Source organism: Clostridium chromiireducens, assembly GCF_002029255.1.
Classification (GTDB): domain Bacteria; phylum Bacillota; class Clostridia; order Clostridiales; family Clostridiaceae; genus Clostridium; species Clostridium chromiireducens.
Map to the genome: position 1 here is coordinate 53,984 of NZ_MZGT01000011.1, position 25,455 is coordinate 79,438.

Here is a 25,455-nt window from a genome sequence, read left to right on the forward strand (position 1 = left end):
TAAACATTTAAATAATATTTTGGAGGTACAATTATGAATGGATTTATAAATTTCCTAGAAGAAAAAGCAATGCCTGTTGCAGGTAAAATTGCAGCTCAAAGACACATTAGAGCTTTACGTGATGGTTTAGCAATAACAATGCCTTTAATAATAATAGGATCTATATTTATGATTTTAGCAAACTTCCCTGTGACTGGCTATGCCGACTTTGTAAACGGTATATTCGGCGCTGGATTTACTACTAAACTTTTATATCCAGTAAGAGTAACCTTTGATATTGTTGCAGTACTTGCAGTTATTTCAATTTCATATCAATTAGCGAAAGATAAGGAAGTAGATGGCTTATCAGCCGGAGCGCTTTCGCTTGCAGCATTTTTAATGTTAACTCCAGTGCAAACTATTAATGTAGTATTAGAAAACGGGGATAAATTAAACTTGGGGAAAATTTTACCAACAGCTAATTTATCAGCAGGCGGATTAATAGTTGCTATACTTACAGCTATAATTGCCACAGAAATATTTATATTTGTAGTTAAGAAAAATTGGGTATTAAAAATGCCTGAATCTGTTCCGCCAGCAGTTGCAAAATCTTTTACAGCAATAACACCAGGGCTTATTATATTAGTTTCATTCTTCTTCATACGTTTAGGCTTTGAAAGTACATCTTATCAAACAGTATTTGCATTTGTAACTAAATTTGTTGGAGCACCATTAGCTTTAGTAGGATTATCTTTTGGTGGTATGGTATCAACCATTTCACTTTATAGTTTCTTCTGGACTTTAGGAATACATGGAACTCGTGTAGTTTTCGGAGTTATGGATTCGATATTATTACCAGCAATGGATCAAAATCGATTAGCATTAGAAGCAGGGCATCAAGCTCCTAATATAGTAACATTACAATTTTATGATAATTTCGTTAACAGTTTAGGCGGATGTGGAGCAACTTTAGGACTAATTATATGTATAATATTGCTTGCAAAATCAAAACAAGCAAAATCGATAGGAAAATTGGCGCTTGCACCAGCAATATTTAATATCTCTGAACCAATAATATTTGGTATTCCAATTGTTATGAACCCAATAATGATGATTCCATTTATTTTAGCACCTTTAGCTGTAGGATCACTTACGTATATAGCGATGGCAACAGGATTAGTTAGTTATCCAGCAGGAATAGCAGTGCCTTGGACCGTACCATCATTTTTCTCTGGATTTTTAGCTACAAATGGAGATTGGAGAGCAATAATTCTTCAAGGAGTAAATATAATTGTTTCAGCTTTAATTTACTGGCCATTCTTAAAGGCTTGGGATCATAAGATGGTTCAGCAAGAACAAGAAGATTCAAATGCAATCTAATTAATAATAAATATGTAGGTTTATGAAAGGAAGAGATTATTATAATGGAGAATTTAGAACAACAAGCATTTTCTTTAATAGTTCACAGTGGAGATGGAAGAAGTTATGCGTTTGAAGCTATCAGGGCATCAAAGGAGAAGGATTTCGAAAAAGCAGAGGAGTTATTAAAATTATCAAGTAAAGAGTTTGAACAAGCACATCATGTTCAAACAGAATTATTAACAATGGAGGCTGATGGTAATTCAAGTATACTTTCATTATTATTAATTCATGCTCAAGATCATTTAATGACAGGTATAACTGTAAAACAATTAGCTGAAGAACTTATAGAAATACGAAGAGAAATAAATATGGATAAAGAAAAAAACAAGAATATTCAATAAAAAATGAGATGTGTGAAATGGGCATATTTCACACATCAAATTAAAAATAATTGATAAATATTTTCAAACTATAGTATAACATAAAAAATAAATTAATTAAATATTTAGTATATTACTGGATAAGTTTATGGTGATTAAATTAACAAAATTAAAGTAATACTAAAATTTATAATATATTTGGAGGTAGGACATGGAGTTAAATAAAAGCACATTTAAACTACCGGAGAACTTTTTTGTTGGAGCATCATCATCTGCGTGGCAGACAGAGGGATGGACAGATAAAAAGGATGGACAAGATTCATATATGGATTTGTGGTATAAATCTACACCACATCTTTGGCATAATGGTTATGGACCTACATTAGCAACGGATTTTTACAGAAGATATAAAGAAGATGCAAAACTTATGAGTGAAGTGGGTTTACAAAAATATAGAACATCAATTGATTGGTCTAGATTTATAAAAAACTATGAAACTGCCGAAGTTGATGAAGAAGCCCTTGCGTATTATAACAACATGATAGATGAAGTTATTAAAAATGGTGTTGAGCCAATGATATGTCTTGAGCATTATGAGTTACCAGCAATATTGTTTGAAAAATACGGTGGATGGGGTTCTAAGCATGTAGTAGATTTATTTGTGAAATATGCTGAGAAAGCTTTTGAGGCATTTGGAAACAAAGTCAAGTATTGGTTTACTTTTAATGAACCTATAGTAGTTCAGACTAGAGTATATCTGGATGCTATAAGATGGCCATTTGAGCAAAATACAAGAACTTGGATGCAATGGAACTATAATAAGATTCTTGCAACAGCAAAAGTAGTAGAAGCTTTTAAGTCAGGTAATATCGGAAAAGATATTGGAGGAAAAATTGGTGTTATTTTAAATCCAGAAGTAACTTATGCAAGATCCTCTGCACCTCATGATGTAAAAGCTGCTGAAATGTATGACCTTTTCTTTAATAAATTATATCTTGATCCAAGTGTAAAAGGAGAAATTCCACAAGAATTATTTGAAATTCTTAAGAAACATAATTGTTTATTTGATTATAGCGATGAGGAATTAGATATTATTAAGAATAACACAGTTGATTTATTAGGGTTAAACTTATATTTTCCGCATAGAGTAAAGGCTAGAACAAGTGGCTGGAATTCAGAAGCTCCATTTCATCCATCCTATTATTATGAGATGTTTGAACTGCCAGGCAAAAAGATGAATCCACATAGAGGATGGGAGATATATCCTAAAATAATGTATGATATGGCAATGAGAATCAAAAATGAATATGGAAACATTGAATGGTTCATTGCTGAAAATGGAATGGGAGTAGAAGGAGAAGAAAAATATAAAAATGAAGAAGGCGTAATACAAGATGATTATAGAATAGAATTTATATCTGATCATTTAGTATGGTTGTTAAAAGCTGTTAAAGAAGGCTGTAATTGTACTGGATATATGTTGTGGGCGTTTACTGATAATGTGTCGCCGCAAAATGCATTTAAAAATAGGTACGGTTTAGTTGAAATAAATCTAGATGATAATAGAAATAGAACTATTAAAAAATCGGGTCATTGGCTTAAAAAATTATCTACTGATAGATGTTTCGAAGCAAAAAATACAGAAATAGTTTATAAGTAAAAATATTTAACACAAGAATTTAAAGCAAAATATGTAAAAAAAAAATTTATTATGAGGTGATTTTAATGAAAATTTTATTAGTGTGTTCAGCAGGAATGTCAACAAGTTTATTAGTTACAAAAATGGAGAAAGCAGCAAAGGAACAAGGAATAGAGGCAACTATATGGGCAGTGTCTACTGATGCAGCAGATTCTAATATGGCGAAGGCAGATGTAGTATTAATTGGGCCACAAATCCGTTTTCAACTTCCAGAAATGAAGAAAAAGGGTGAAAAGTATAGTATTCCAGTAGAAGCTATCCCATCTGTAGATTATGGTATGTGTAATGGACCAAAAGTTCTAAGCTTTGCAATTAATTTAATAAATGACAATAAGTAAGCCTAAAGTTATAGCTTAAGGATACTAAAATAAACCGTGTCAAATAATTTTGGCACGGTTTATTTTAAGTGAATAAAATTATTTGATCCTCATATTTTTCTTGAAGTGCTAATTTATAGATTAATTTTGAAGTGTTGAAGGTATAAAGAGAAAAGTTAATTGAATTATATACATGAAAGAGCACATAGATTAATAAAAATTATAGTAAATAGAATTCTGGAATGATATAATTTTGAAAAGGATCTATTTGTAGGATAATTTATAATAGCTTGGAGGGTGTTATGGAAAAAAAGCTTTACTTATCATCAACAGATAAAAAGTTAGCAGGTGTATGCGGTGGATTTGCTGAATACTTCGGACTTGATTCAACTCTGGTTAGGCTTGGTTACTTGGCCATGGTTCTTTTAGCAGGAACTGGAATACTTTTGTATATAATTTGCGCATTAGTCATGCCTAATAAACCAGTAGAGTAGTAAATATATAAATTCGAAAATGTACTTAAATTATATTTTTAATCCAACGTTATACAGATAGAAAACTTAAGTAATAAAAAAATAATATAATAAACATATTGAATATAGATTATGGTAAACAATTAGGAGGAATCCATGGAGAAAATAAATAATTTAATAAACCAAGGTCAGCTACATATAACAACAAATACACTAGTTTTATTAGTGATAGCTATTGTTGCCATATATATACTACTAAAGGCAATTGGGAACTTAATAAAAATAGTAGCGATGATAGGAGTATGCTGGTTCGTGTTAATGTCTCTTCAAAGTACAAATCTTGTAAATATACCAGTTATAAAAGAGACATATACAACAATAGAAAAAATGATTCCATCAAAAGAATTATGGACGGAGGCTTTGGATAAAGCCGATAAAATCAATAAAGTTGTTAATGACCTAAAGTAGAATTTATTGTGAGCTTATTAATAAAAGTTAGAAAAAGATATACATAAATTATAGTTATAAAACAGAGAATAATCATAAAATATATTTGATAAAAAAACGGGCAGAATAATTTGCGCCCGTTTTATTATATATAAGGAGTGAAAAAACATGAAGACTTCGATTCATAGAATTGCTATTCCATCAATCTTAGAAGTAGGAAAAGGGAATATCAATAATGTAGGAAACTTGATTAAAAAGGGAATGTTTCAAAATGTATCATTATATTTTGGAGAAGGTATAGAAGAATTGTTTGGAGCGTCTATTCAAAATTCTTTAAAGGAAGCTAATATTGAAGTATCCAATATAGAAACTATCTCAGATATAAATTTTGAAGAGGTAAGTGTAAAAGCCTTTGAAATATCAAATGAGGTAGAAGCTCTAATTGGTATCGGAGGCGGAAAGGCCATTGATGCAGTAAAGTATATGAGCTTTTTAAAAAAGCTGCCGTTTATCAGTATTCCAACTTCTACTTCAAATGATGGATTTTCAAGCGCAGGCGCATCACTTTTAGTTGCCGGAAGGCGCATGTCTCTTCCGGCTAAAACACCTTATGGAATAATTATAGATATTGATGTAATTAAGGGAGCACCAGAAAAATTTATTTATTCAGGGATTGGAGATTTAGTTTCAAATATAACGGCATTGTACGATTGGAAGTTTGAAGAAGAGAATGGTAAAGTGATTATTGATGATTTTGCAACTATGATTTCTAAAAAGGCAGTAAATAGCTTCGTACGAACTGAATTTAAAACTATTAAAGATGATTTGTTTTTAAAAGAACTTGTGGATTCACTAACATTAAATGGTATATCAATGGAGATAGCAGGAAACAGTTCTCCGGCTTCGGGATCTGAACATTTAATATCTCATGCTTTAGATAAATTTTTGGAAGTGCCTCAGCTCCATGGTATACAGGTAGGAATAGCAACTTATATTATGGCTAAGGTACAAAATCATAGATTTGAAAGGATAACAAAAGTACTAAAGGAAACAGGATTTTTTGATTATGCTAAAACATTAAATATGAGAAAAGATGATTTTAAGAGAGCTATAGATATTGCCTCTTCAATGAAACCGAATAGATATACGTATATACACATTGAAGAAAATAGAATACTTGCTAAGAAAATTGTTGATACAGATGAAATATTAGATTATGTATTAGTATAGATAATTTACTTAAGTAAATTATGTTTTTACTGTGAAAACAACAGGCGAGCGAATTGTTTATTTAATAAAATCAGGTATTAATTTTAGTTAATGATGATAATTGTATTTATATGAATAAAAATGGTATAATTAACCGTAATTTAGTTGTAAAAGTTTATGTGAATACATATTAATATATAGGAGGAGTGAATAGGTTGGAAAAGGGAATTTACGTACTTCAAAATAAGTTGAAAGAATCAAAGATTGAATTCATATTTTCGGGAACATTTTCTCAAGGATTAATAGAGGAACTTGGTGTTGCATTAAAACAAAGATTACAGCTTCAACAAGCAACGAAAAGTAAGATTAGTACAGCATTTTTTACTTTTGTTGAGCAGACTCAAAACATAAAACAGTATGAAGTATCAAAAGAAGAAACAAAGGATTTTTCGGTTATTGCAGGATCAGCTATAATAGCTATTTCAAAAATAGAATCAGGTTACCGCGTGTATTCTGGGAATACAATATTAAATGAGGATATTGTGGATTTAAAAGAGAAGCTAGATAAAATAATATCTATGAATAAAGATGAACTAAATAGTTACTTTAGAGAAGTTTCCAGGAAAGAAATAGATATGAGTAACGGAAGAGCAGGACTTGGACTGATTCAAATTGCTAGAAAAGCAGCTGGAAAAATAGAGTATAAATTTGAAAAGATAGATGACAGTTACTCCTATTACACATTAACTGTTACAGTGTGAGGTTAGATAGATGAATGATTTTATTACACAAAATACAAAAAGTACTCCATATGTTGAGTTCATTAATGAGCAAAAAAGATTGATTTTTAAGGGAGAATCTTATCCGGAAAATGCTTATAACTTTTATGAACCTATTTATAAATTTATAGATGAATATCTAAGTGATTTTAATGAATTAATTATAGAATTTCAACTTTCTTATATAAATACTAGCAGCATAAAATGTTTAATTATATTATTTGATAAACTTAATGAGAACTATCAAAGTGGGAAAAAAATCACTATAAATTGGTATTACGATGAAGATAATGGCTTTGATTATGATATGGGACAAGACTTTAGTATGGATATAGATATTCCTTTTAATTTTATTTCAATAAGTGATGAGGAATAGGAAGTGAAGGAAAAAGAGACTCTTAAGGGGTATAGTCAATCATATATAAAAAATATTTTTAGAATAATTCTTATAGCTAGTATAATTATATCACTTGCTGTTATAATTACAGGACTTTTAGGATATACAAATACAAAAAAGTCACTAATTGATAAGGAAAAATCACAAGATATTGTTTTTATAGTGAAATCAATGGCATCTAAGATAGATAGTCGTATCAATAGAGCGGTAGAGACTTCTTATATTTTAGCAAGAGATCCCTTAAATATAAAATGGTTAGCAGATGAAGAGAAGGATAAGGATTCAGGGAAAATTGTATTAAGTAAAATAGAGAGTATAGCTAATTCCTATGATTACAGTAATACATTTATGGCAGGTGTAAAGACAGAACATTATTATTTTAGAGAAAATTCATATGTAAACAAGAATAACGAGGATTTTGTGGTGTTATCTAAAGATAATACTGCGGATAAGTGGTTTTATGAAATGCTAAAATCCAAGAAAGAAATTCTTCTTAATGTTGATTATAATAGAACAATGGATGACTTTTTTCTCTTCGTGGATGCAATTGTGGGCAGTGTAGATAATCCTGTTGGAATAACAGGAGTTGGATTAAGCCTTAATGAAATAACAAAGGAATTTAGAGAATTTAAGGTGGGGAAGAATAGTAAACTCTGGATGGTAGATGACAGGGGTATAATACAATTGTCTGATATACGTGAAGATATAGGGGAAAATTATTCAGAATTTCTACCTAAAGAGGTAATATCAGAAATTAAAGATACATATTCAGATAGTAAAGAAAACGTAAAGGTATCAGAATACACAAATAGTAACAAAGAAATTGTAGATTATGCGTATTGCAAGTTAAGTTCAAGTGATTGGATTTTATTTTATGAAATACCTAGAATGGAGAATTTGTCTCAAATTAATTCTCTCAGAAACAATACAATAGTAAATGTTGTTCTGGTTTTATTATCTTTTATGATATTATTTTATATTATTTCTCGTAAAATTGCTAATCCGTATAAACAGGCTCTTTTAATTAATATGGAGCTTGAAGAGAAAGTTAATATTAGAACTCAAGAATTACAGGAGTCTAATCAAAAGATAAGTGACAGTATAGAATATGCAAAAAGGTTACAAGAAGCAATATTGCCTTCAGAGTACGAATTAAAAAGAATATTTAAGGATCATTTTTCTATCTGGAGACCCAAGGATACAGTTGGAGGAGATTTTTTTTGGTTAAGGGAAATAGATGATGTAATTATATTGGCAGTTGGAGATTGTACAGGTCATGGGGTTCCAGGTGCATTTATGACAATGACTGTGAACGCAATATTGCATAATATAGTAACAACAATAAATAAAGATAATCCTAGTAAAATTATTAGAGAACTTCATATACAGTTAAAACAAGCTTTGAATAAGGATTCTAATAGAAATAGCGTTGATGACGGGTTAGATATCGCAATATTTTGTATAAAGAACAAATCTAAATTGATATATTTAGGAGCTAATTTGGATTTATATATTAAGTGTGGTAAAGAAGTTCAGATTGTAAAGCCTCAGAGTAAAGGAGTAGGATACAGTTATATAGAACTAAAGGAAACGTTAAATAATGAAATCATAGATATAAAAGAAGGGGATATATTTATAGTTACGACTGATGGATTTATTCATCAAAATGGAGGACAAAAAAATTATCCTTTTGGAAAAAAACGATTATATGAAATGATACAAGGTTATGATAGTGAGAATTTCGATTCTATAAAAGATGAATATGAAACCAATCTAGAAACATATATGAATAATGAGCAGCAAAGAGATGATATTACTGTCTTTGCATTTAAGGTAAAATAGATACAAATATTGGGGTGATTATATGACAGGAATTGAACCAAGTTTTTTTGAAAATGAGAAAGCTCTACTCAAAGACGCAAAAGAATTAATTGAAGATGAAAAAAGAGATGAAAAAAGTGTATTTAACAACTTCTCAGTAATTGTTAAACAATTTGATAAGGTAATTAGAGATGTTGAGAAAATAATTAGAATTAGTGATGGACAACAGGAATATCTTCATAGAATTCAAAGTGATTTAAAAAAGGAAATTGAAGATAGAATAAGGGCAGAAGAAAAGCTGAAATATTATGCTGCAATTGACACACTTACTGGAGTTTACAATAGAGGAATGGGGCTAGCTTTATTGGAAGCAGAAATTAAATCAATAAGAAGAAATAAAGATGTTTTTTCTATGTGCTATATTGATCTTGATGGATTAAAACATGTAAATGACAATTATGGACATCCTGAAGGGGATGAACTTCTTGTAATAACATGTAAATTAGTAAAAGAAGTAATAAGAAATAACGATATTTTATGCAGGGTTGGTGGAGATGAGTTTATAATTCTTTTTCCAAATATGCAAAAAGAAGATGTAGATGAAGCTATGAGAAAAATAACATTAAATATAGTTAAAGAAAATGAAAAGAAATTAAGACCTTATGATATTTCTTTTAGTTATGGAATAGTCCAAGTAGAATGTGATGATGGTAAAAGTATTGATGAAATCATTCAAATGGCCGATGCTGATATGTATAAATTTAAGAAAAAATATAAGAAAAGTTGTTTTTGCTAGTGCTAAGAATATGGTTTCATAATAATTTTTATAAGATAGCTTGAGTAGGATTTTGAATAAATATTTTTCTGATGGTAAAACTACCTTTAGATTTTAGTATAACTAAAGGAGGAAATCTAATGGAAAAGTTAAAAAAAGGCGAGCATGAAAGAGCCATGGAAAAGGCAAAAGAAATGTTAGATAAAGGTTATGGAATGGGAGAAATCGTAGAGGGAACAAAACTTAGTGAAGAAAATATATTAAAAGCAAAAAGAAAATGGGAAGATCGATCATAACACTATAGTAGATATAGCGTGTGTTGTATAAAAAATAAGGTTAACGGCATAAATGCTATTAAGTTATTCATAATAACTTAATAGCATTTATACTTATAATAGATAGGTATAATATCGTTTATTATCAAAATAGATATCTATATTCTTAAGTTCATAATTTTTATAATACAATTTCATTGTATGAATAATATTTCTTATAAGTAAAAACATATAATATCAGCATTAAATTATGAATATTTATGAATAAATATACAAAAATGATGAATATGTTGTATAATGAGATTATAAAATGAAAAGTAGAGGAAAAGATTATGGATAATATTACATATAAATATATAAAGTATGATGGTAAAGAATTTGAGCAGGTTATTAATTTGAGATTTGATGTACTTTTTAAACCATATGGGAAAATTACTAAGTATGATTATGATGAATTAGATAATATAAGCTTTCATTTAGTAGCAGTATGCGAGAATACGGTTGTTGGATATTCAAGAATGACTAATTTTAACGGTGAAGGCAAAATAACAAATGTAGTTGTTTCTCAAGATTATACTAAAAGAGGAATAGGTTTTGAAATGTTAAAAAAGCATATAATTAAAGCAAAAGATGAGATGATGATGAATTTACATTTAAATTCTAGATTGGAGACTGTTAATTTTTATGAAAAGGTTGGATTTATCAGTATTGGAGATACTTTTTTATCTGATAAAAGTGGGTTGATACTACAAGAAATGTGTTTTAAGGTAAGTTGAAAATTACAAGATATATATTAATGCAATAAAAATCATGTATGAAGAGATTAGATTCTTTTTGTGTATGATTTTTTTTATCTATAGAAATTTATATGATATGTTTTTTTGAGTCAATTTTTACTTATCAACTTAAGAAATAATTAATCCTAAATAAAAAAATAAATTGGAAGTTATAACCATATAATGTAAAATTGTTATATGGTTATTAGGAAGATAAATTTTATTTAATATTTGATACAAATTAGTAAAAGCTTCAAATATAAAGTTAAGGTGGTTTTATTATTATGTCAACGTTTAAAGAAAATGGTTTTTTAAAATCAATTTTCTCATTATGGCAATCTAAAGAACAAGTAAATGAAGAAATATACGTAAATGATAAGGAATCTGAAAACATAATTTTAGTTGAAAAACCAAAGGGTAAAAAAAGAATATGGAAAAAGGATTGTAGTCCTATAAGAAGTGTAGTCTTATGGGGTAGAGATAACGATAATAATCCTTCCTTTCTCATTCTTTATGGTGAACATAAATTTAAGAGTACTGAGGATGATGGAGAACCAATTAATAGAGTTTTAGAAGATAATGTGAAATACACTAGTTATGCAGTATTCAAAGGAAAAGAAGGACATTTTCCTGCTTTCCAAGCTGTAAAAATTATAGATGAGGGAGGATATCATAATAGAAGAGGAAATAATTTACCCAAAATGTATTATAAGACTGGAATAAAATCTTATTGGAAAAGAGATGAAAATTATACAGTACAAGAATTTGTGATTTTAAAATCAGAAGAGCAGATTATATTACCTTACTTTAAATTTTCTTATAAAGAATGTATAGAAAAAATTGAGGAGCAAGGCATTAACTTTCAAGATTTTATCTTGGCAAAGCATCCTAACGAAATTTTAGAATTAAGTGAAGATTTTTTAGAATATTATCAACTAATTTATGATCTAGTAAGTAATGAAAATCTTTATTCCAGAAAAAAGAGATTAAACGAGTTACTTGATATGAAGCCATCAAAAGCAATGTACGAATATCTTATTAAAATAGGAAGTACTGAGCACGTAAGTGGTCTATTTTTGGAACTTGCAAAAAGGAAGGATTCAATATTAGTTGAAGAAGCAAAAATTATTTATGAATCAGAAATACATTGGGGAGAAGAAAGTTATATAAAGGGTGTAAAAAGATGCGCACGAATATATATTTCAACTTTAGATGATAAATTAAAAGAAGATCGAGCTAAATCCATTTGTGAATCATTACCATATATGGATCTGCACCTTATTAGGATTAAGGACAGCAATATCTTAGAGGGGAAGATAATTGAAGGGGCAACTTATCGAAAGTATGCTAATCAAGGACTACTAAGGGAATATCAAGGAAGATACGATTATTCTAAGCGTAAATGGATAGAGCAGAGATGCTCCCAGCGTTATAAGATAAGTAATTATAGTGATGGCGTAATATTAAATACTTTAGAACTAAAAAATACAATACAAGAAGCGGAAGCTTATGGACTTGCAGATGTTATTGGAAAAATAGCATATTACTTAGATGCGCCAAGGCTCACATATTATTTTAGAGGTAATGATAAGACGAAAGAGTTAAAATACTATAAACGATATATACAAAAAATTATTGATTCTTATGTAAAAAATGATCCAGAGAGATTTATGAAAGCTATGAAATCTCTACTAACAAGCTATACAAAACATGATTATGTATGTAAATTTCGAGGTAACTTTCAATTTAATGAGATTTTAAAGCATTACTTATACTATGAATTTAAGGATAAACCACCTGTTGGATGGGAAAACTGGGAAGCTAGAAGCAGGTGGATGGAAAATGATCAATTAATGAAGCTTCAAGGGCGATATGAATTTATGAAGAAAATTTGGGACAATCATCTTGAAGATGTATTAGATATTGCTAGCAAAGCAAAAATAGACCCAGTTTTAAAGGCTTGTTATTATATTTTGAAAGATTCTAAGAATACTAAACAATTTGTAAATAATATGCCTTACACAAAATTAGTAAAATTAACAGAGGGATCTTATGAACCACTTGCAAATATTTTTAGGCAATTACTTTCAGAGAAATTAAAGTCTGTTGGTATCTTTAAATTTGAGATAATGTTTGCTTTAATGAACAGTTGCAAGAAGGAAAATCATGATTTGGCTAGAGACTATATGAATAAAACCAATGGAGCTTTTTCAGCAAGTGATTTAGTAGTTTTAATTAGGATGAATAATTTTGAAAAATGGTCTGAAGTGTTTAAAGAAAACTTACTTTTTTTAGATGCAAGTGAATACTTTAATTTTGTGAAAGCTATCATAAAAAATAGTGAAAAGTTCACAAGGGTTAATTTTTCTAAAGAAATTAAAGATATACTTTCATTTTCTACTAGCAAAATACAGGAGGTTTCAGAAAGTGAAAAAGTAAATCTTTTAGAAAATATGATTTATGAAATATGCAATGCTAATAAAATATCTGACTGGATTCATGAATTTGTCGAAGAAGTTATATTCTCAGTATCCTATGAAGAATTAGACGCTTTACTTAAGAAAGCAAAAATACAACAAGTGACTAAGGCTATTTCACAAAGGAGTAGACAAGTTATTTCGATACTTGAAACAATACAAAATAAGAAATTGCCTTCAGATTCGGATTTTATAGGTATATTAGAAACGGGCACTTCGAAAATGATAACTGTATTATTTACAGCAATTACTGAAAGTAATGAGGAACTAAGTTTAAGATTTTCAACTTTACTAATCATGCTTGAATCAGATATTACTATCCTTAATAAAAAGGCAGAAGAAATTTTTGATAACATGACTGAAGAAAAAAGAAGAAAATTACATGCTATGATAATAGATTCGCCTGTTAATAAGGTGTATTCTTTTGGAATTAGAAAACTAGATGAAATATATAAGGAGTTGATTCCTAAAGAGATCATTATTCAGATGTTAGAACACACATCAAGTGAAGTTAAGGCCTATATTTCTAACAAGACAAACGAGATATTAAATAATTTAGGCAATGGAGATAAGGAACTTTTTATATATTATATTAGGACTTTGCTATTCTTGCCTAATAAGATTTCTAGAAGTAAAGACAATCTCTATGAGGCTATTCCAAAATTTGTACTAAAATATATTGATAAACGGGAGGAAGTTGAGGATATTTTGCTTGATATTGGAGGCTCAAATATAATAAAAGATTCAGAGCGCGCTCTTACTACTCTTGCCCAAATTAGAAAGGGGGTCGTTCTAATTGAAGGTTAATTATCAATACGCAAGTCCATCGATGTGTGTAAACAAAGGAGAAGAGACTATTTTAGGTCTTAGTCCAGATCTTTCTAGAGATGAAAAAGTTTCCTTCTTAGGTAAGTTAAAGCATCCGTTAATTTTTAGAGATGCAATGTTAATGCTTCGGGAAATTGTTATTTCAGATGCTCGTATAAAGAAAAAAGAAAGAGTAGAGTTCTTTGAATGGCTTGAGAATGAAATTGAGAGGAGAATTCTCAAGCATGAACAATATTTGCCGGGAGTTAGGGAAAATTTAAATAAGAATATAAGTGGGTTATTAAATACATTGGATGAAAATAATAGTCGGATATCCAAGTTTATTGATATTAAAAATAATCTTAAAAAGGAAATTGATAATCATGATATATGGAAAGATTACTACAAGATTGAAAGGGATTTTTGGAAATTTATAAAAGATAGGGATTTAGATCTTTGGTTTGTGTTAGACCCGGTAATAACAGTACATCCAGATCAAGTTTCATTTGAGGCCTTTTCAATAGATGAGTCAACCTATGGGTGTTTATCGATAGATATGGAGGAATTTGAACTTCTTCAAAAGCCTGAATTGGGTACTACTAATATAGATTTTTCATCTAAATTAGCTAAAGAAATAGAAAGGTTTAGAACCTATAATGAGGTTCAATTATCAGTTAATCCAGAAGGTTTTACAGTAGATACGGGGATAATTCCAGAGCATATGGAAAAGAAAATAGATTTGCCGGAAACTTGGATAAAAGGATTTAACCAGGTTTCATCAGCTGCAAGTTTAGGAGGTACGAATATAGAATTATCCCCTACTGATATATATGATATTTGTTCACTTTTAAGAAGGCATAAAGAACAAAAAAGTCCGAGATATATGAAGTGGATATTAGCGCCTCAAGAGCCAGTTAAAATCATTTTTGAACCCTTTGGCAGTGAAATGACATTAAAAGCAATATATAATGGAGAAAAATATAGAGAGGAAAAAATATGGGGAAGAAGGAGATGGTTAGTAATAGAAAAAATAATTCCTTTAGCTAAATCTTTCAAAGTAAGGTTACTTGGTTTTGGAATGCCGCAATTTATTACAGCAGACCTTGGTACAATGAAAATGACTATAGGATTTTCATCATGGTCATCTAATGATTGGGTTAAAGGAACGGCCCTTAACATTCTGGGCGGATTTATTGGTGATGGAAACTATGACAAAGTTTATAATTTATTGAAAGAAAAAAGATGTTTATCCATGGAAAGCATATATGATTATCTAAAGACAGATTCAAATGCTAAAGACAAAGCAGAAATTAAAGCTGGAGTTGGCATGCTCTTAAAACGTGGTGAAGGTTATTTTGATGCTATAAATGATACTGTAAGGTTTAGAAAATTATGCAATGAACCTATTCCGAAAGAATTATATGAAACCACAGAAATAGAATTTAAAGTTAAAGAGTTTATGAATGAAGGAATGGATAATTTCTCAGTAGGGGTAAAAGAAAATAATGAGTTTATATTTAAACATTCCTTCAAAATGCCTAATAGTAAATATAAGAATTGGAAATTTCGAGGAACAGAAGACTATAATAGAGAACATGATTTAACAGAAACTCGATTAGAGATAGATGAAGATGGACAAATTTCTAAGGTGAAATGCAAATGCAGAGAGTTTAATAGGGGACCTAGAAATATTTCAGCTCCATGTGCACATATTCTGGCACTATATTTAATATCTTCAAAATTTACAAGATTACAATTAGAAAAAGATAGAGAATATAAAATAAATGATATTATGGAGAGTTTATTATGATGGAGAATCAAGAAACATCTAAAAATAAAAGGCAGGACTATAGAGAAATAGTAAATCAAATGGGTAAAAAAGAATTTACCTTATTAAAGATGCAGGAATATGGATTTTGGCCAAAGAATTTACCTACACCTTATGAAAGACAAGAAAATGAGACGCAAGAGGAATATGCACATAGAAAAAGTTTAATAAAGAAATATGAAAAAATAATAAAACAAATTTCTGACTTGTATAATGAAAAAGATAAAATAAATCAGAAACTTCGTGAGCTTAAAAAAAGATATAATGAGACATGGGACTATGAAAAAATTAGATCAGATGTTGCGAAAGCAATAATGGAAGAATCTATAGCTAGGCGTAAGGAGAGAAAAGAAAAAAGGGCACTTGAAAAAGAGCAAAAAAGTGAAGATTGGAAGAAAGAAAAAGAAAGAAGAATTGTTTTTATCGGTAAAGGTTATTCTAATTCACTTTTTGACAAGGAGAGCGATACGGAGAGATTATTATCACTAGGATTGCCTATTATTGAAGATGATAAAGAGCTATCTGAATTGTTTGAGATTGAATACACAAAGCTGAGATTCTTAGCCTTTCATAGAGATGTAGTAACACTAGATCATTATCATAGATACACAATTCCAAAGAAAAAAGGTGGAGAACGAAATATAGCAGCTCCAAAATCTATCTTAAAAAATGTTCAACGAAAAATCCTAGAGAAAATTTTATCAAAAATTCCTGTATCACATTATGCACATGGATTTCTAAGAGGAAGGTCAGTTGTCTCAGGAGCGAAGGCTCATGCAATAGATGAAAAACATGTAATAATTGAGGATAGCAGAATAAGTAAAAATATTGATACTGAGAGATCTGCCCAGGAAAGAGTTCCATTATTAATTAATATAGATATTGAAGATTTCTTTGGAACTATAACATTCGAAAGAGTTAGAGGAATGTTTAAATCATTTGGTTATTCAGGATATGTTTCATCACTTCTTGCTATGCTTTGTACTTATTGCGAACGAATGCCTATAGAAGTGAGAGGCGAAATAAAATATGTTAAAACATCAAATAGAATTCTACCTCAAGGATCGCCAGCAAGTCCTATGATTACAAATATTATTTGCGGCAAGTTGGATAAGAGATTAAGCGGAATGGCATTAAAAAATAATTGTGGTTATACAAGATATGCAGACGATATGAGTTTTAGCTTTAAACAAGAAATAAATAAGCAAGAACTTAGGAATTTCATAGGATTAACATCAAAAATAGTAATGGAAGAAGGGTTTAAAATAAATCATAAAAAAACACATTTTCTAAGAAATAACAATCGTCAATGTATCACTGGGATTGTTATAAATAACCACGAAATCGGAGTGCCTAAAAAGTGGATAAAAACACTAAGAGCAGCAATTTATAATTCTAAGAAACTTATAAAGAGTGGAGAAAAGGTGCCGATGAGTACCATAAATGAAATAAGTGGGATGGTTTCATGGATCAAAAGTGTCAATGAGGAAAGATATGTAAATATAATTGAGGAGGGCACGAATTTAATAAAAGAATTAACTTATACTCCATATTCTTAAAAATACTTTTAATTGTAAGGTAGACAGATATAGGTACGCGTAGTTTAATACATTAAAACTTAAAATTATTAGAAGTACAAATTTATTATTACTAATATTATGTAAAAAGTTGAATCAATTTCCTTAATATGTTATAATGATTGAGGTAAAGCTGAATCAAAGAGATAGGTTTCTTGGCCTTTATACTATGGTGGTGCGCCATGGTGGAGATTTGTTAGACACACATCATCAGGTTGCGCGCAATTCGCTACGCTACCAATACTGTGCGCTTTTAAAACCGATCCTTCGGTTAAGCGACAGTATTGGTGCTACGCTGAAGTGTCACAACCAAATACAAGAATAGTTAGCAAGAAATCTATCCAACTATATTAGGATTATCTCCAGTTCTATTTAAGTGGAGGTAATCTCTTTTACTATAGAATGTATATTTTATTAAATTTATGAGACGAAGATTGAATAAAATATGTATTCTAAACTAAGAAATGAGTGGAGAGGGTTGTAGTATCATGTGGTTAAAATTCTTAATTGAGTATTTTAAATCGCCAAGAACAGTAGGCGCTGTAGCACCTAGTTCAGGAAAACTTGCTGAAAAAATGTCTGATGATATTGACTTTGAAAATGCAAAATGTATTGTAGAGTACGGTCCAGGAACAGGGGTATTCACTGAGAAGCTGGTTGAAAATCTAAAGAATCATACAGTATTGATTCTTGTGGAATATAATGAAGAGTTTTGCAAGCAGCTAGAGGAGAAGTATAGTGATTACAGTAATGTTTTAATAGTGAATGATTCCGCTGAAAATATTGATAAACACCTGAAAAAATATAATGTTAGTGAGGTAGACTACGTGGTTTCGGGATTACCATTTGCAAGCCTTCCTAAGAGTATGTCAAATAAAATATTAAAGAATACTAAAAATATATTAAAGAAAGATGGATTATTTATAACTTTTCAGTATACATTACTTAAGAAAGGTTATATAGCAAGTTATTTTGAAGATATAAGCTTTGAGAGAGTAATATTAAATATTCCACCAGCTTATGTTTTGAAGTGTCAAAATACCTAATCTATTGTTAACTTAAAATAAGACGGTAACTAACCGAAATAAGATACATTTATGTTTCATCTGATTAGTTAAAATTTCGCTGAAAAGTACTAAAAGGACAACCTCCATTAAGCACTTTCAATAGCTTATTTTTACATGCAGATTACACATACATGTATCTTATTTCGTTGTTTGTATGTTCGCTTAAGTTTTGAAACATATATTGTGAATATATATTAACATGTACAAATATTATGAGGAGGAACATGAAGAAAGAAATGACATTTATCAGAATATAATAGGTGAGAAAAATATAACGTTTTGTAGTAGAAGTGAGATAAACACATAAATTTCATATTGTAGACTTTTTCATTTTCAGAGATTATAATATTTGTAGACAAAGATAATAGTTGGGGGTTATTTATGGATACAATGGACTATAAAATATTAAAATGTTTAATGTCTAATGCGAGGAATAAAGCATCAGATATAAGTAAGGAAATTCATTTATCAGTTTCGGCGGTCCTTGAACGTATAAGGAAAATGGAGAAAAATGATATAATTAAAAATTATACTATCATAGTAGATCAAAAGAAATTAGGAAATGATATGAGTGCTTTAATGGAAGTTAGTTTAGAGCACCCAAAGTTTTATGAAACTTTTACTACTTCAATTAAGAAAAACCCTAATATTGTCTCATGCTATTATCTTACTGGAGATTTTGATTTTATTCTTAAAGTATTCTGTAGATCATCAGATCATCTTGAAAGGATTCATAGAGAGATAAAGAGTCTAGAGGGTGTGTCATCTACAAAAACGCATTTTGTTTTAAAAGACGTAAAAAATGTATATAGCGTAATACCCGAAATAGATGAATAATATAGATTTTTGTTTAGTAAAAAGTTATACATATTATTCGCATTGAGCCATAAGGATTTAATTTTGAGATTTAAAAGTTTAAATAAAAGTATTTTCTTAGTTTTAGTAAACCAAAGTATGTTCCATTTAATCGTATAAAAAACATGCCTGGAAGTTAAGTTCCAGGCATGTTTTTTTAGTATATCTATATATTGTTTTTATGAATCCATTCTTAATTTTATATACTCTTTAATATATTTAACGCATTTTTCAAAACCTAATTTACTTGTATCAAGAGATAAATCATAATTTTTAACATCTTCCCACTTTTTACCTGTATGATAATAGTAGTACTCACTTCTATATTTATCTAATCTCTTAATTTCCTTAATTGCTTCTTTTTCTGAAGCGCCAAGGATATCCATTTCGTGTTTAATACAATAATCTTCAGATGCATGAATAAAAATCTTAAACACATTTGGTTTATCTTTTAAAATATAATCAGCACAGCGTCCTATTACAACATATGATTCTGTTTCAGCCAATTCACGTAATACCTTAGCTTGATAATTAAATAAATTATCATTTGAAGTAAAATCATTACTTTCAGGTGGAATTAATTCACCGTTGTATATTTTCTTTGAAACTTTATACAGTAAGCTGTTTTTTACACCTTCGTCTGCATTAGCAAATAGGGCCTCATTTATACCACTGTCATCTGAAGCTAGACGTAACAATTCCCTGTCATACATATTTATCCCAAAATCGTTAGCCAGCATTTTACCTATTGTTGTTCCACCGCTTCCGCAAGTTCTAGTTATTGCAATTACAAACTTATCCATGTAATTCCCCTCCTTCTCTATACAACAATTATATCACATTTTATTATTCTCCTAAATATGCCTTTCTAACAGAATCATCATGTAATAATTTATCTGCTGGTCCATTTAATACAACGCTGCCTGTTTCAACAACATATCCACGATCTGCAATTTGAAGTGCTGCATTGGCATTTTGTTCTACTAAGAGAATGGTAGTTCCATCTTTACGAATATTTTTTATAATTTCAAATATTTCTTCAACTACAATAGGGGCAAGTCCCATAGATGGTTCGTCAAGTAGTAGAAGTTTTGGATTTCCCATTAGTGCTCTACCTATAGCAAGCATTTGCTGCTCACCACCCGATAGAGTTCCAGCGAATTGCTTTCTTCTTTCTTTTACCCTTGGAAACCAATTAAATACCTTTTCCATTGATTCTTTAATTTCAGCTTTATTTTTAACTAAATAAGCACCAAGTAGAAGATTTTCTTCTACTGTCTGGTCGCCAAAAACCCTTCTTCCTTCAGGAACTTGGCTAATTCCTTGAGCTACTATTTTATGTGCACCTAAATTACTAATTATTTTATTATCATAGGTAATTTCACCAGATTTTATTATGTTTAAGCCACTAATAGCTCTAAGAGTGCTTGTTTTTCCTGCACCATTAGCCCCGATTAAAGTCACTATTTCTCCGTCATTTACTTCAAGACTTAAATCATGAATTGCATGAATAGCCCCATAAAACACATTAATATTCTTAACTTTTAACATATTATTGCGCAGCCCCCTTTCCTAAGTAGGCCTCAATTACTTGAGGATTTTTTTGAATTTCTTTTGGAAGTCCTTTTGCAATAATTTGGCCGAAGGAAAGTACATAGATATATTCACATACATTCATTACAAGCTTCATATCATGCTCAATAAGTAAAATTGAAATTTTGAATTCATCTTTTATCCAACGTATTAATTCAGTAAGCTCTGCAGTTTCTTGCGGATTCATACCAGCGGCTGGCTCATCAAGAAGTAAAAGTTTGGGTTTAGCAGCTAGAGCTCTAGCTATTTCTAATCTTCTTTGTTGACCATATGGAAGATTTTTAGCCAATTCTTCTGCCTTATCATCTAGTTTGAAAATCTTTAAAATATCTATAGCATCTTTTTTCATTTTAATCTCTTCAAATATTTGAGCTGGAGTATTAAGAATAGAGGCTAACAAACCAGATTTTGCTTGAAAGTTGAAACTAATCATAACATTTTGAAGTACAGTTAATTCAGGAAAAAGTCTAATGTTTTGAAAAGTTCTAGCTATACGTTTTGAGGTAATATTATAAGGTTTAGTTCCATCAATACGTTCTCCATTTAATGATATTTTTCCTTGAGTTGGCTTATAAACACCAGTAAGCATATTAAAAAGAGTCGTCTTACCAGCCCCGTTTGGCCCAATTAGACCGATTAATTGATGTTCGCCTATTTCGATGTTTACGTCAGAAACAGCAGTTAGACCACCAAACGTTATTGTTAAATTTTCTACTGAAAGTAAAGACATGCTATTCACCAACCTTTTTATTTTCTTCTATGTTTTTTAATGATGGATTTTTAAATTTCTTAAAAAATTTTCTTATATTAGTTACTGAAATTTCCCTTGTTCCAAGAATACCTTGTGGACGGAAAATCATCATTATTACAAGTAAAAGAGCATATATAAGCATACGATAATCCTTCATTACATCACTAAGTCCCCTCAAGGATTCAGGCAAATAAATAAGGATTGAAGTTCCAAGGACAGTTCCAGATATACTTCCCATACCACCTAATACAACATAAGTAATTAACTCTATTGATTTAGCAAAGTTAAAGCTTGCAGGATCAATAAAAGTATTAAAATGGGCGTAAAGACCACCTGCAAGACCAGCCATACTACTACCTATAATGAAAGAAATCATTTTATATTTTGTAGAATTAATACCCATTGCTTCAGCAGCTATTTCATCTTCTCTGACAGACATAATTGCTCTGCCTTTTGAAGAGTTGATCAAATTCTTTAATATTGCATAGCAAAGTGCAGCTGATAAAAATACCATCAAGAAAGAAGTTTTTGTCGGAATTGCTGAAATACCTCTAGCACCTCCAACATAATCAATATTTTGAATTAATACTTTAACTATTTCTCCAAAACCTAAAGTACAGATAGCTAAGTAATCACCCTTAAGTCTTAAAATTGGATAACCTATTAAAGCTGCGAGTATTGCTGCGAGTATTATTCCAACAAGTAAAGAAATAGGGAAGGGCATATTAAAATTCTTAGTCATTATTGCAGAACCGTATGCTCCTATAGACATAAAAGCAGCATGTCCCATAGTAAATTGTCCAGTAAAACCTAATATAAGATTAAGTCCTAAGGCTGCAATTAAGAAAATTCCAATTTGCTTCATAAGTCTAAGAATATAGTCACTAATTATTCCCTGATTAACAAAGAACATTAATATAGCATAGATTATTAAAAGTACTACGAATGTAATTACGTATCTTGTATATATAGCTTTAACTAAGTTTGAGCTTAGATTTTTTTCGTTTTTGGTTATATTATTATCCATCCTTATCACCTACACCTTCACATTGTCTTTCTTACCAAATAAGCCAGTTGGTTTTACAATAAGAATTATAATTAAAATTGAAAAAGCAATTGCATCTGATAAACCTGAGTTAATATATACCTTTGATAAGGTCTCAATAAGTCCCATTGCAATTCCTCCAAACATTGCTCCTGGTATAACCCCAATTCCTCCTAGAACCGCTGCTACAAAGGATTTCAGTCCTGGCATAACGCCCATAGCAGGCTCAAGTCTAGGATAAAGCATACCAACAAGTACACCAGCAGTTGCAGCTAGTGCTGAACCTAAAGCAAAAGTTAAAGAAATAACTCTATTTATATTTATTCCCATTAGGGCTGCAGCATCTCTATCATAAGAGGTTGCTCTCATTGCTCTGCCTGTTCTAGTTTTGTTTACTATAAATTGTAATATAATACATAGTAATATTGTGACTGCAAGTGCGATTATTTGAAGATTACTAATAGTTATTGGACCTAACTTATAAGAAACCAAAGGAATTACTTGTGGAAAGTTTCTTGTATTTGGTCCTGCAATAAAATCAGTTTTTACAAAATTCTGCAATAAAAGTTCCATACCCATGGTAGTAATTAATAGTGTAACCTTAGGTGAGTTTCTAAGTGGTTTATAGGCAATTCTTTCAATTAACATACCTATAACAGCACACGAAATCATAGAAAAAAGCAAACATGGAAGAAATCCAAAGCCTAATACTGTTGCTGCAAAGTATCCTGTAAAAGCACCAACCATATAAATATCACAATGGGCAAAATTAATTAACTTAATAATGCCGTACACCATCGTATAACCGATAGCTATTAAGGCATATACGCTACCAAGGCATATGCCATTTACAATTTGTTGTAACAAAGTACTCATGTCAATCTCTCTCCTTTAAAATTGCTGTATTAAAAGCTTACACATATCGGTGCTTAGACTATTTATACAGTCATTTGATATTAAATATATAAGACTTTATTTTTCTTTGATTCCCTAATAAGCTAAATTTAGGCACATGAAAGGAAATAATAAATCAAAGATACTCTCTATTTTTTCATGTGCCTTAATTAACATGAAGTGAAAACTCACGTTAATTATTTTTTATTTGATTTCAGTTTCGAACTCAAATTGTCCTTTTACAACTTTATTAATAACAACACTCTTTATTGGATTGTGTTTATCATCAAATTTATAATGAGTAGTTCCGGCATCAACATCTAATTTTGCCATTGCATCTTTAAGTGCAGCTTCATCTGTGCTTCCAGCTTTCTTTATTGATTCTGCTACAATATATACTGAATCGTAGCTAAGTACTGAGAAGGCACTTGGATCGCTGTTATATTCTTTTTTGTAATTATCAACGAACTTTTTGATTGCAGCATTATCTGATTTTAATGATACGTGATCTGTGAAATATGCCCCTTCAACTGCATCTCCACCAACCTGAACTAGACCTGGATCACTCCATGAATCACTACCAAGTAAAGCTGCTTTTATACCAATTTCTCTTGCTTGTTTTGCTATTAATCCTATAGTTGAATAGTTATCTGGAAGATAAAGAACATCAACATTTAAATCTTTAATTTCTGTTAGGAATGCTTTAAAGTCACTTTCCCCAGCATTGTAAGTTTTTTCATAAGCTACAGTACCGCCAAGAGATTCAAAGTTTTTCTTGAATTCTTTTGAAATACCTACACAATAGTCGTTACCAACATCATAAAGCATGGCTACTTTTTTAGCTTTTAAGTTTTGAGCAGCAAATTGTGCACCAACTTTACCTTGTAATGGATCTATAAAACATGCCCTGAATACATAATCTCCACCCTCAGTAGTTACTTTTTCGTTTGTTGACCCTGGTGTAATCATAACTACCTTTGAGTCTTTCGCTACTGCCGCCATTGGAATTGAACATTTACTTGCATATGTTCCAATTATTGCTGCGACCTTATCTTGAGTAATTAATTTTGTAATTGCATTTGGAGCCGTTGATGCTTGATTTTGATCGTCTTCAACAACAAATTCTAATTTTTTACCATTAACTCCTCCGGCTGCATTTATTTCTTTAATTGCAAGTTTTGCTCCATTGTCCATAGCTGCACCTAATGCAGGAACATCGCCAGTTAATGGGAAAACTCCTCCGAGCTTAATCGTGTCACCACCACTATTAGATGAACTTACTTTTGCAGTTTCACTACAACCGACAATCAGTGTAGTTGACAGCATTATTGCTGTCATAGCCCCTAATGTTTTTTTCAATAATGTTTTTCTTATCATGATAACCCCTCCATATTTAAATTTTTTAATATTTCATAATAAGTGAAAGTTGATTCAGATAAGGTTTAATCCCGTTTGAATCTTATATGAACTTATCTAGGGTCATGACACTGTTATTTCCTGCTTGAGAAATAAGAGTATTACAGTGGCTAGACATTAGATAAATTGATAATTCTGAAAACTTATTATAAAAAAAATAGGACTAGTGTTTTTTACACCAGCCCTTGGTTATATGCTATATAATACTATAAATAACTTATTTGTCAATATAGATAATAATTGTTATTTTATGAAAAAAATTATTCTTAAATTATTTAATTATGAAAAAAATAAAATCAAATATGAATTTGAAAGATAGGATAAAAGCAGTAATTTACTGGGTTTGTAGGTATTATAATTTGGAGGAAAAAAAGGCGATAAAAAGCTAAATTAAAATGAAAAGAAACCACTCAAAACGTAAAAAATTTCTTTGGGAAAGTTAAAAATATTAAAAAA

The 25,455-nt window shown here is 30.0% G+C and carries 24 protein-coding genes; 18 read left to right on the forward strand and 6 right to left on the reverse strand.

Features of this window, described 5'->3' with window-relative positions; all coding sequences use genetic code 11:
- Window positions 1-33 precede the first annotated feature (33 nt).
- The 18 genes from celB to CLCHR_RS05445 all read left to right on the forward strand — a co-directional run bounded on the left by celB (window position 34) and on the right by CLCHR_RS05445 (window position 19,282).
- Window positions 34-1,359, forward strand: coding sequence for a PTS cellobiose transporter subunit IIC (gene celB, locus CLCHR_RS05365; RefSeq protein ID WP_079438670.1), 1,326 nt, complete (start codon window positions 34-36; stop codon window positions 1,357-1,359).
- Window positions 1,360-1,403: 44 nt separating this feature from the next.
- Window positions 1,404-1,742, forward strand: coding sequence for a PTS lactose/cellobiose transporter subunit IIA (locus CLCHR_RS05370; RefSeq protein ID WP_079438671.1), 339 nt, complete (start codon window positions 1,404-1,406; stop codon window positions 1,740-1,742).
- A 190-nt stretch (window positions 1,743-1,932) separates the two neighbouring features.
- Window positions 1,933-3,381, forward strand: coding sequence for a glycoside hydrolase family 1 protein (locus CLCHR_RS05375; protein WP_079438672.1), 1,449 nt, complete (start codon window positions 1,933-1,935; stop codon window positions 3,379-3,381).
- 65 nt (window positions 3,382-3,446) lie between these two features.
- On the forward strand, window positions 3,447-3,758 hold the full coding sequence (locus CLCHR_RS05380; RefSeq protein ID WP_079438673.1) for a PTS sugar transporter subunit IIB: 312 nt from the start codon (window positions 3,447-3,449) through the stop codon (window positions 3,756-3,758).
- A 281-nt stretch (window positions 3,759-4,039) separates the two neighbouring features.
- A complete protein-coding gene (locus CLCHR_RS05385) occupies window positions 4,040-4,231 on the forward strand; it encodes a PspC domain-containing protein (RefSeq protein WP_079438674.1) in 192 nt (63 codons plus the stop codon).
- Window positions 4,232-4,366: 135 nt separating this feature from the next.
- A complete protein-coding gene (locus tag CLCHR_RS05390; RefSeq protein ID WP_079438675.1) occupies window positions 4,367-4,678 on the forward strand; it encodes a hypothetical protein in 312 nt (103 codons plus the stop codon).
- Between the two features lie 147 nt (window positions 4,679-4,825).
- Window positions 4,826-5,887: an iron-containing alcohol dehydrogenase family protein gene (locus CLCHR_RS05395; RefSeq protein ID WP_079438676.1), complete on the forward strand. Its 1,062-nt coding sequence runs from the start codon at window positions 4,826-4,828 to the stop codon at window positions 5,885-5,887.
- 185 nt (window positions 5,888-6,072) lie between these two features.
- A complete protein-coding gene (locus tag CLCHR_RS05400) occupies window positions 6,073-6,627 on the forward strand; it encodes a SiaB family protein kinase (protein WP_242965991.1) in 555 nt (184 codons plus the stop codon).
- Between the two features lie 10 nt (window positions 6,628-6,637).
- Entirely contained in the window at window positions 6,638-7,021 is a 384-nt protein-coding gene (locus tag CLCHR_RS05405) for a DUF1987 domain-containing protein (protein WP_079438678.1), read from the forward strand.
- A 3-nt stretch (window positions 7,022-7,024) separates the two neighbouring features.
- Window positions 7,025-8,884: a SpoIIE family protein phosphatase gene (locus CLCHR_RS05410; protein ID WP_079438679.1), complete on the forward strand. Its 1,860-nt coding sequence runs from the start codon at window positions 7,025-7,027 to the stop codon at window positions 8,882-8,884.
- Between the two features lie 22 nt (window positions 8,885-8,906).
- Window positions 8,907-9,659, forward strand: coding sequence for a GGDEF domain-containing protein (locus CLCHR_RS05415; RefSeq protein WP_079438680.1), 753 nt, complete (start codon window positions 8,907-8,909; stop codon window positions 9,657-9,659).
- A gap of 119 nt (window positions 9,660-9,778) precedes the next feature.
- The gene (locus CLCHR_RS24705) at window positions 9,779-9,934 is read left to right on the forward strand and encodes a hypothetical protein (RefSeq protein ID WP_169896763.1); all 156 of its coding nucleotides are present in this window, start codon (window positions 9,779-9,781) and stop codon (window positions 9,932-9,934) included.
- A gap of 311 nt (window positions 9,935-10,245) precedes the next feature.
- A complete protein-coding gene (locus CLCHR_RS05420) occupies window positions 10,246-10,689 on the forward strand; it encodes a GNAT family N-acetyltransferase (protein ID WP_079438681.1) in 444 nt (147 codons plus the stop codon).
- Window positions 10,690-10,973: 284 nt separating this feature from the next.
- Window positions 10,974-13,973 carry a hypothetical protein gene (locus CLCHR_RS05425; protein ID WP_079438682.1) on the forward strand — a complete coding sequence of 1,000 codons (3,000 nt, stop codon included), beginning with the start codon at window positions 10,974-10,976 and terminating at the stop codon, window positions 13,971-13,973.
- A complete protein-coding gene (locus tag CLCHR_RS05430; protein WP_079438684.1) occupies window positions 13,963-15,783 on the forward strand; it encodes a hypothetical protein in 1,821 nt (606 codons plus the stop codon). The genes CLCHR_RS05425 and CLCHR_RS05430 overlap by 11 nt, the downstream gene beginning before the upstream one ends.
- Window positions 15,780-17,360 (forward strand): reverse transcriptase family protein, encoded by a 1,581-nt coding sequence (locus tag CLCHR_RS05435; protein ID WP_079438685.1) that lies wholly within the window; start codon window positions 15,780-15,782, stop codon window positions 17,358-17,360. Before CLCHR_RS05430 ends, CLCHR_RS05435 begins: the two co-directional genes overlap by 4 nt.
- Window positions 17,361-17,866: 506 nt before the next feature.
- Complete coding sequence (locus CLCHR_RS05440; RefSeq protein ID WP_079438686.1) at window positions 17,867-18,424, forward strand: class I SAM-dependent methyltransferase; 558 nt, start codon at window positions 17,867-17,869, stop codon at window positions 18,422-18,424.
- A gap of 402 nt (window positions 18,425-18,826) precedes the next feature.
- Complete coding sequence (locus CLCHR_RS05445; protein ID WP_079438687.1) at window positions 18,827-19,282, forward strand: Lrp/AsnC family transcriptional regulator; 456 nt, start codon at window positions 18,827-18,829, stop codon at window positions 19,280-19,282.
- Between the two features lie 197 nt (window positions 19,283-19,479).
- On the opposite strand, the gene CLCHR_RS05450 is transcribed toward CLCHR_RS05445, so the two are convergent.
- The 6 genes from CLCHR_RS05450 to CLCHR_RS05475 all read right to left on the reverse strand — a co-directional run bounded on the left by CLCHR_RS05450 (window position 19,480) and on the right by CLCHR_RS05475 (window position 24,960).
- The gene (locus CLCHR_RS05450) at window positions 19,480-20,103 is read right to left on the reverse strand and encodes a cytidylate kinase-like family protein (protein ID WP_079438688.1); all 624 of its coding nucleotides are present in this window, start codon (window positions 20,101-20,103) and stop codon (window positions 19,480-19,482) included.
- 43 nt (window positions 20,104-20,146) lie between these two features.
- Window positions 20,147-20,851, reverse strand: coding sequence for an ABC transporter ATP-binding protein (locus tag CLCHR_RS05455; protein WP_079438689.1), 705 nt, complete (start codon window positions 20,849-20,851; stop codon window positions 20,147-20,149).
- A gap of 1 nt (window position 20,852) precedes the next feature.
- Window positions 20,853-21,623 (reverse strand): ABC transporter ATP-binding protein, encoded by a 771-nt coding sequence (locus CLCHR_RS05460; protein ID WP_079438690.1) that lies wholly within the window; start codon window positions 21,621-21,623, stop codon window positions 20,853-20,855.
- Window position 21,624: 1 nt separating this feature from the next.
- A complete protein-coding gene (locus tag CLCHR_RS05465; protein ID WP_079438691.1) occupies window positions 21,625-22,671 on the reverse strand; it encodes a branched-chain amino acid ABC transporter permease in 1,047 nt (348 codons plus the stop codon).
- 9 nt (window positions 22,672-22,680) lie between these two features.
- On the reverse strand, window positions 22,681-23,565 hold the full coding sequence (locus tag CLCHR_RS05470; protein WP_079438692.1) for a branched-chain amino acid ABC transporter permease: 885 nt from the start codon (window positions 23,563-23,565) through the stop codon (window positions 22,681-22,683).
- A gap of 222 nt (window positions 23,566-23,787) precedes the next feature.
- Window positions 23,788-24,960 (reverse strand): ABC transporter substrate-binding protein, encoded by a 1,173-nt coding sequence (locus CLCHR_RS05475; protein ID WP_079438693.1) that lies wholly within the window; start codon window positions 24,958-24,960, stop codon window positions 23,788-23,790.
- Window positions 24,961-25,455: the final 495 nt, after the last annotated feature.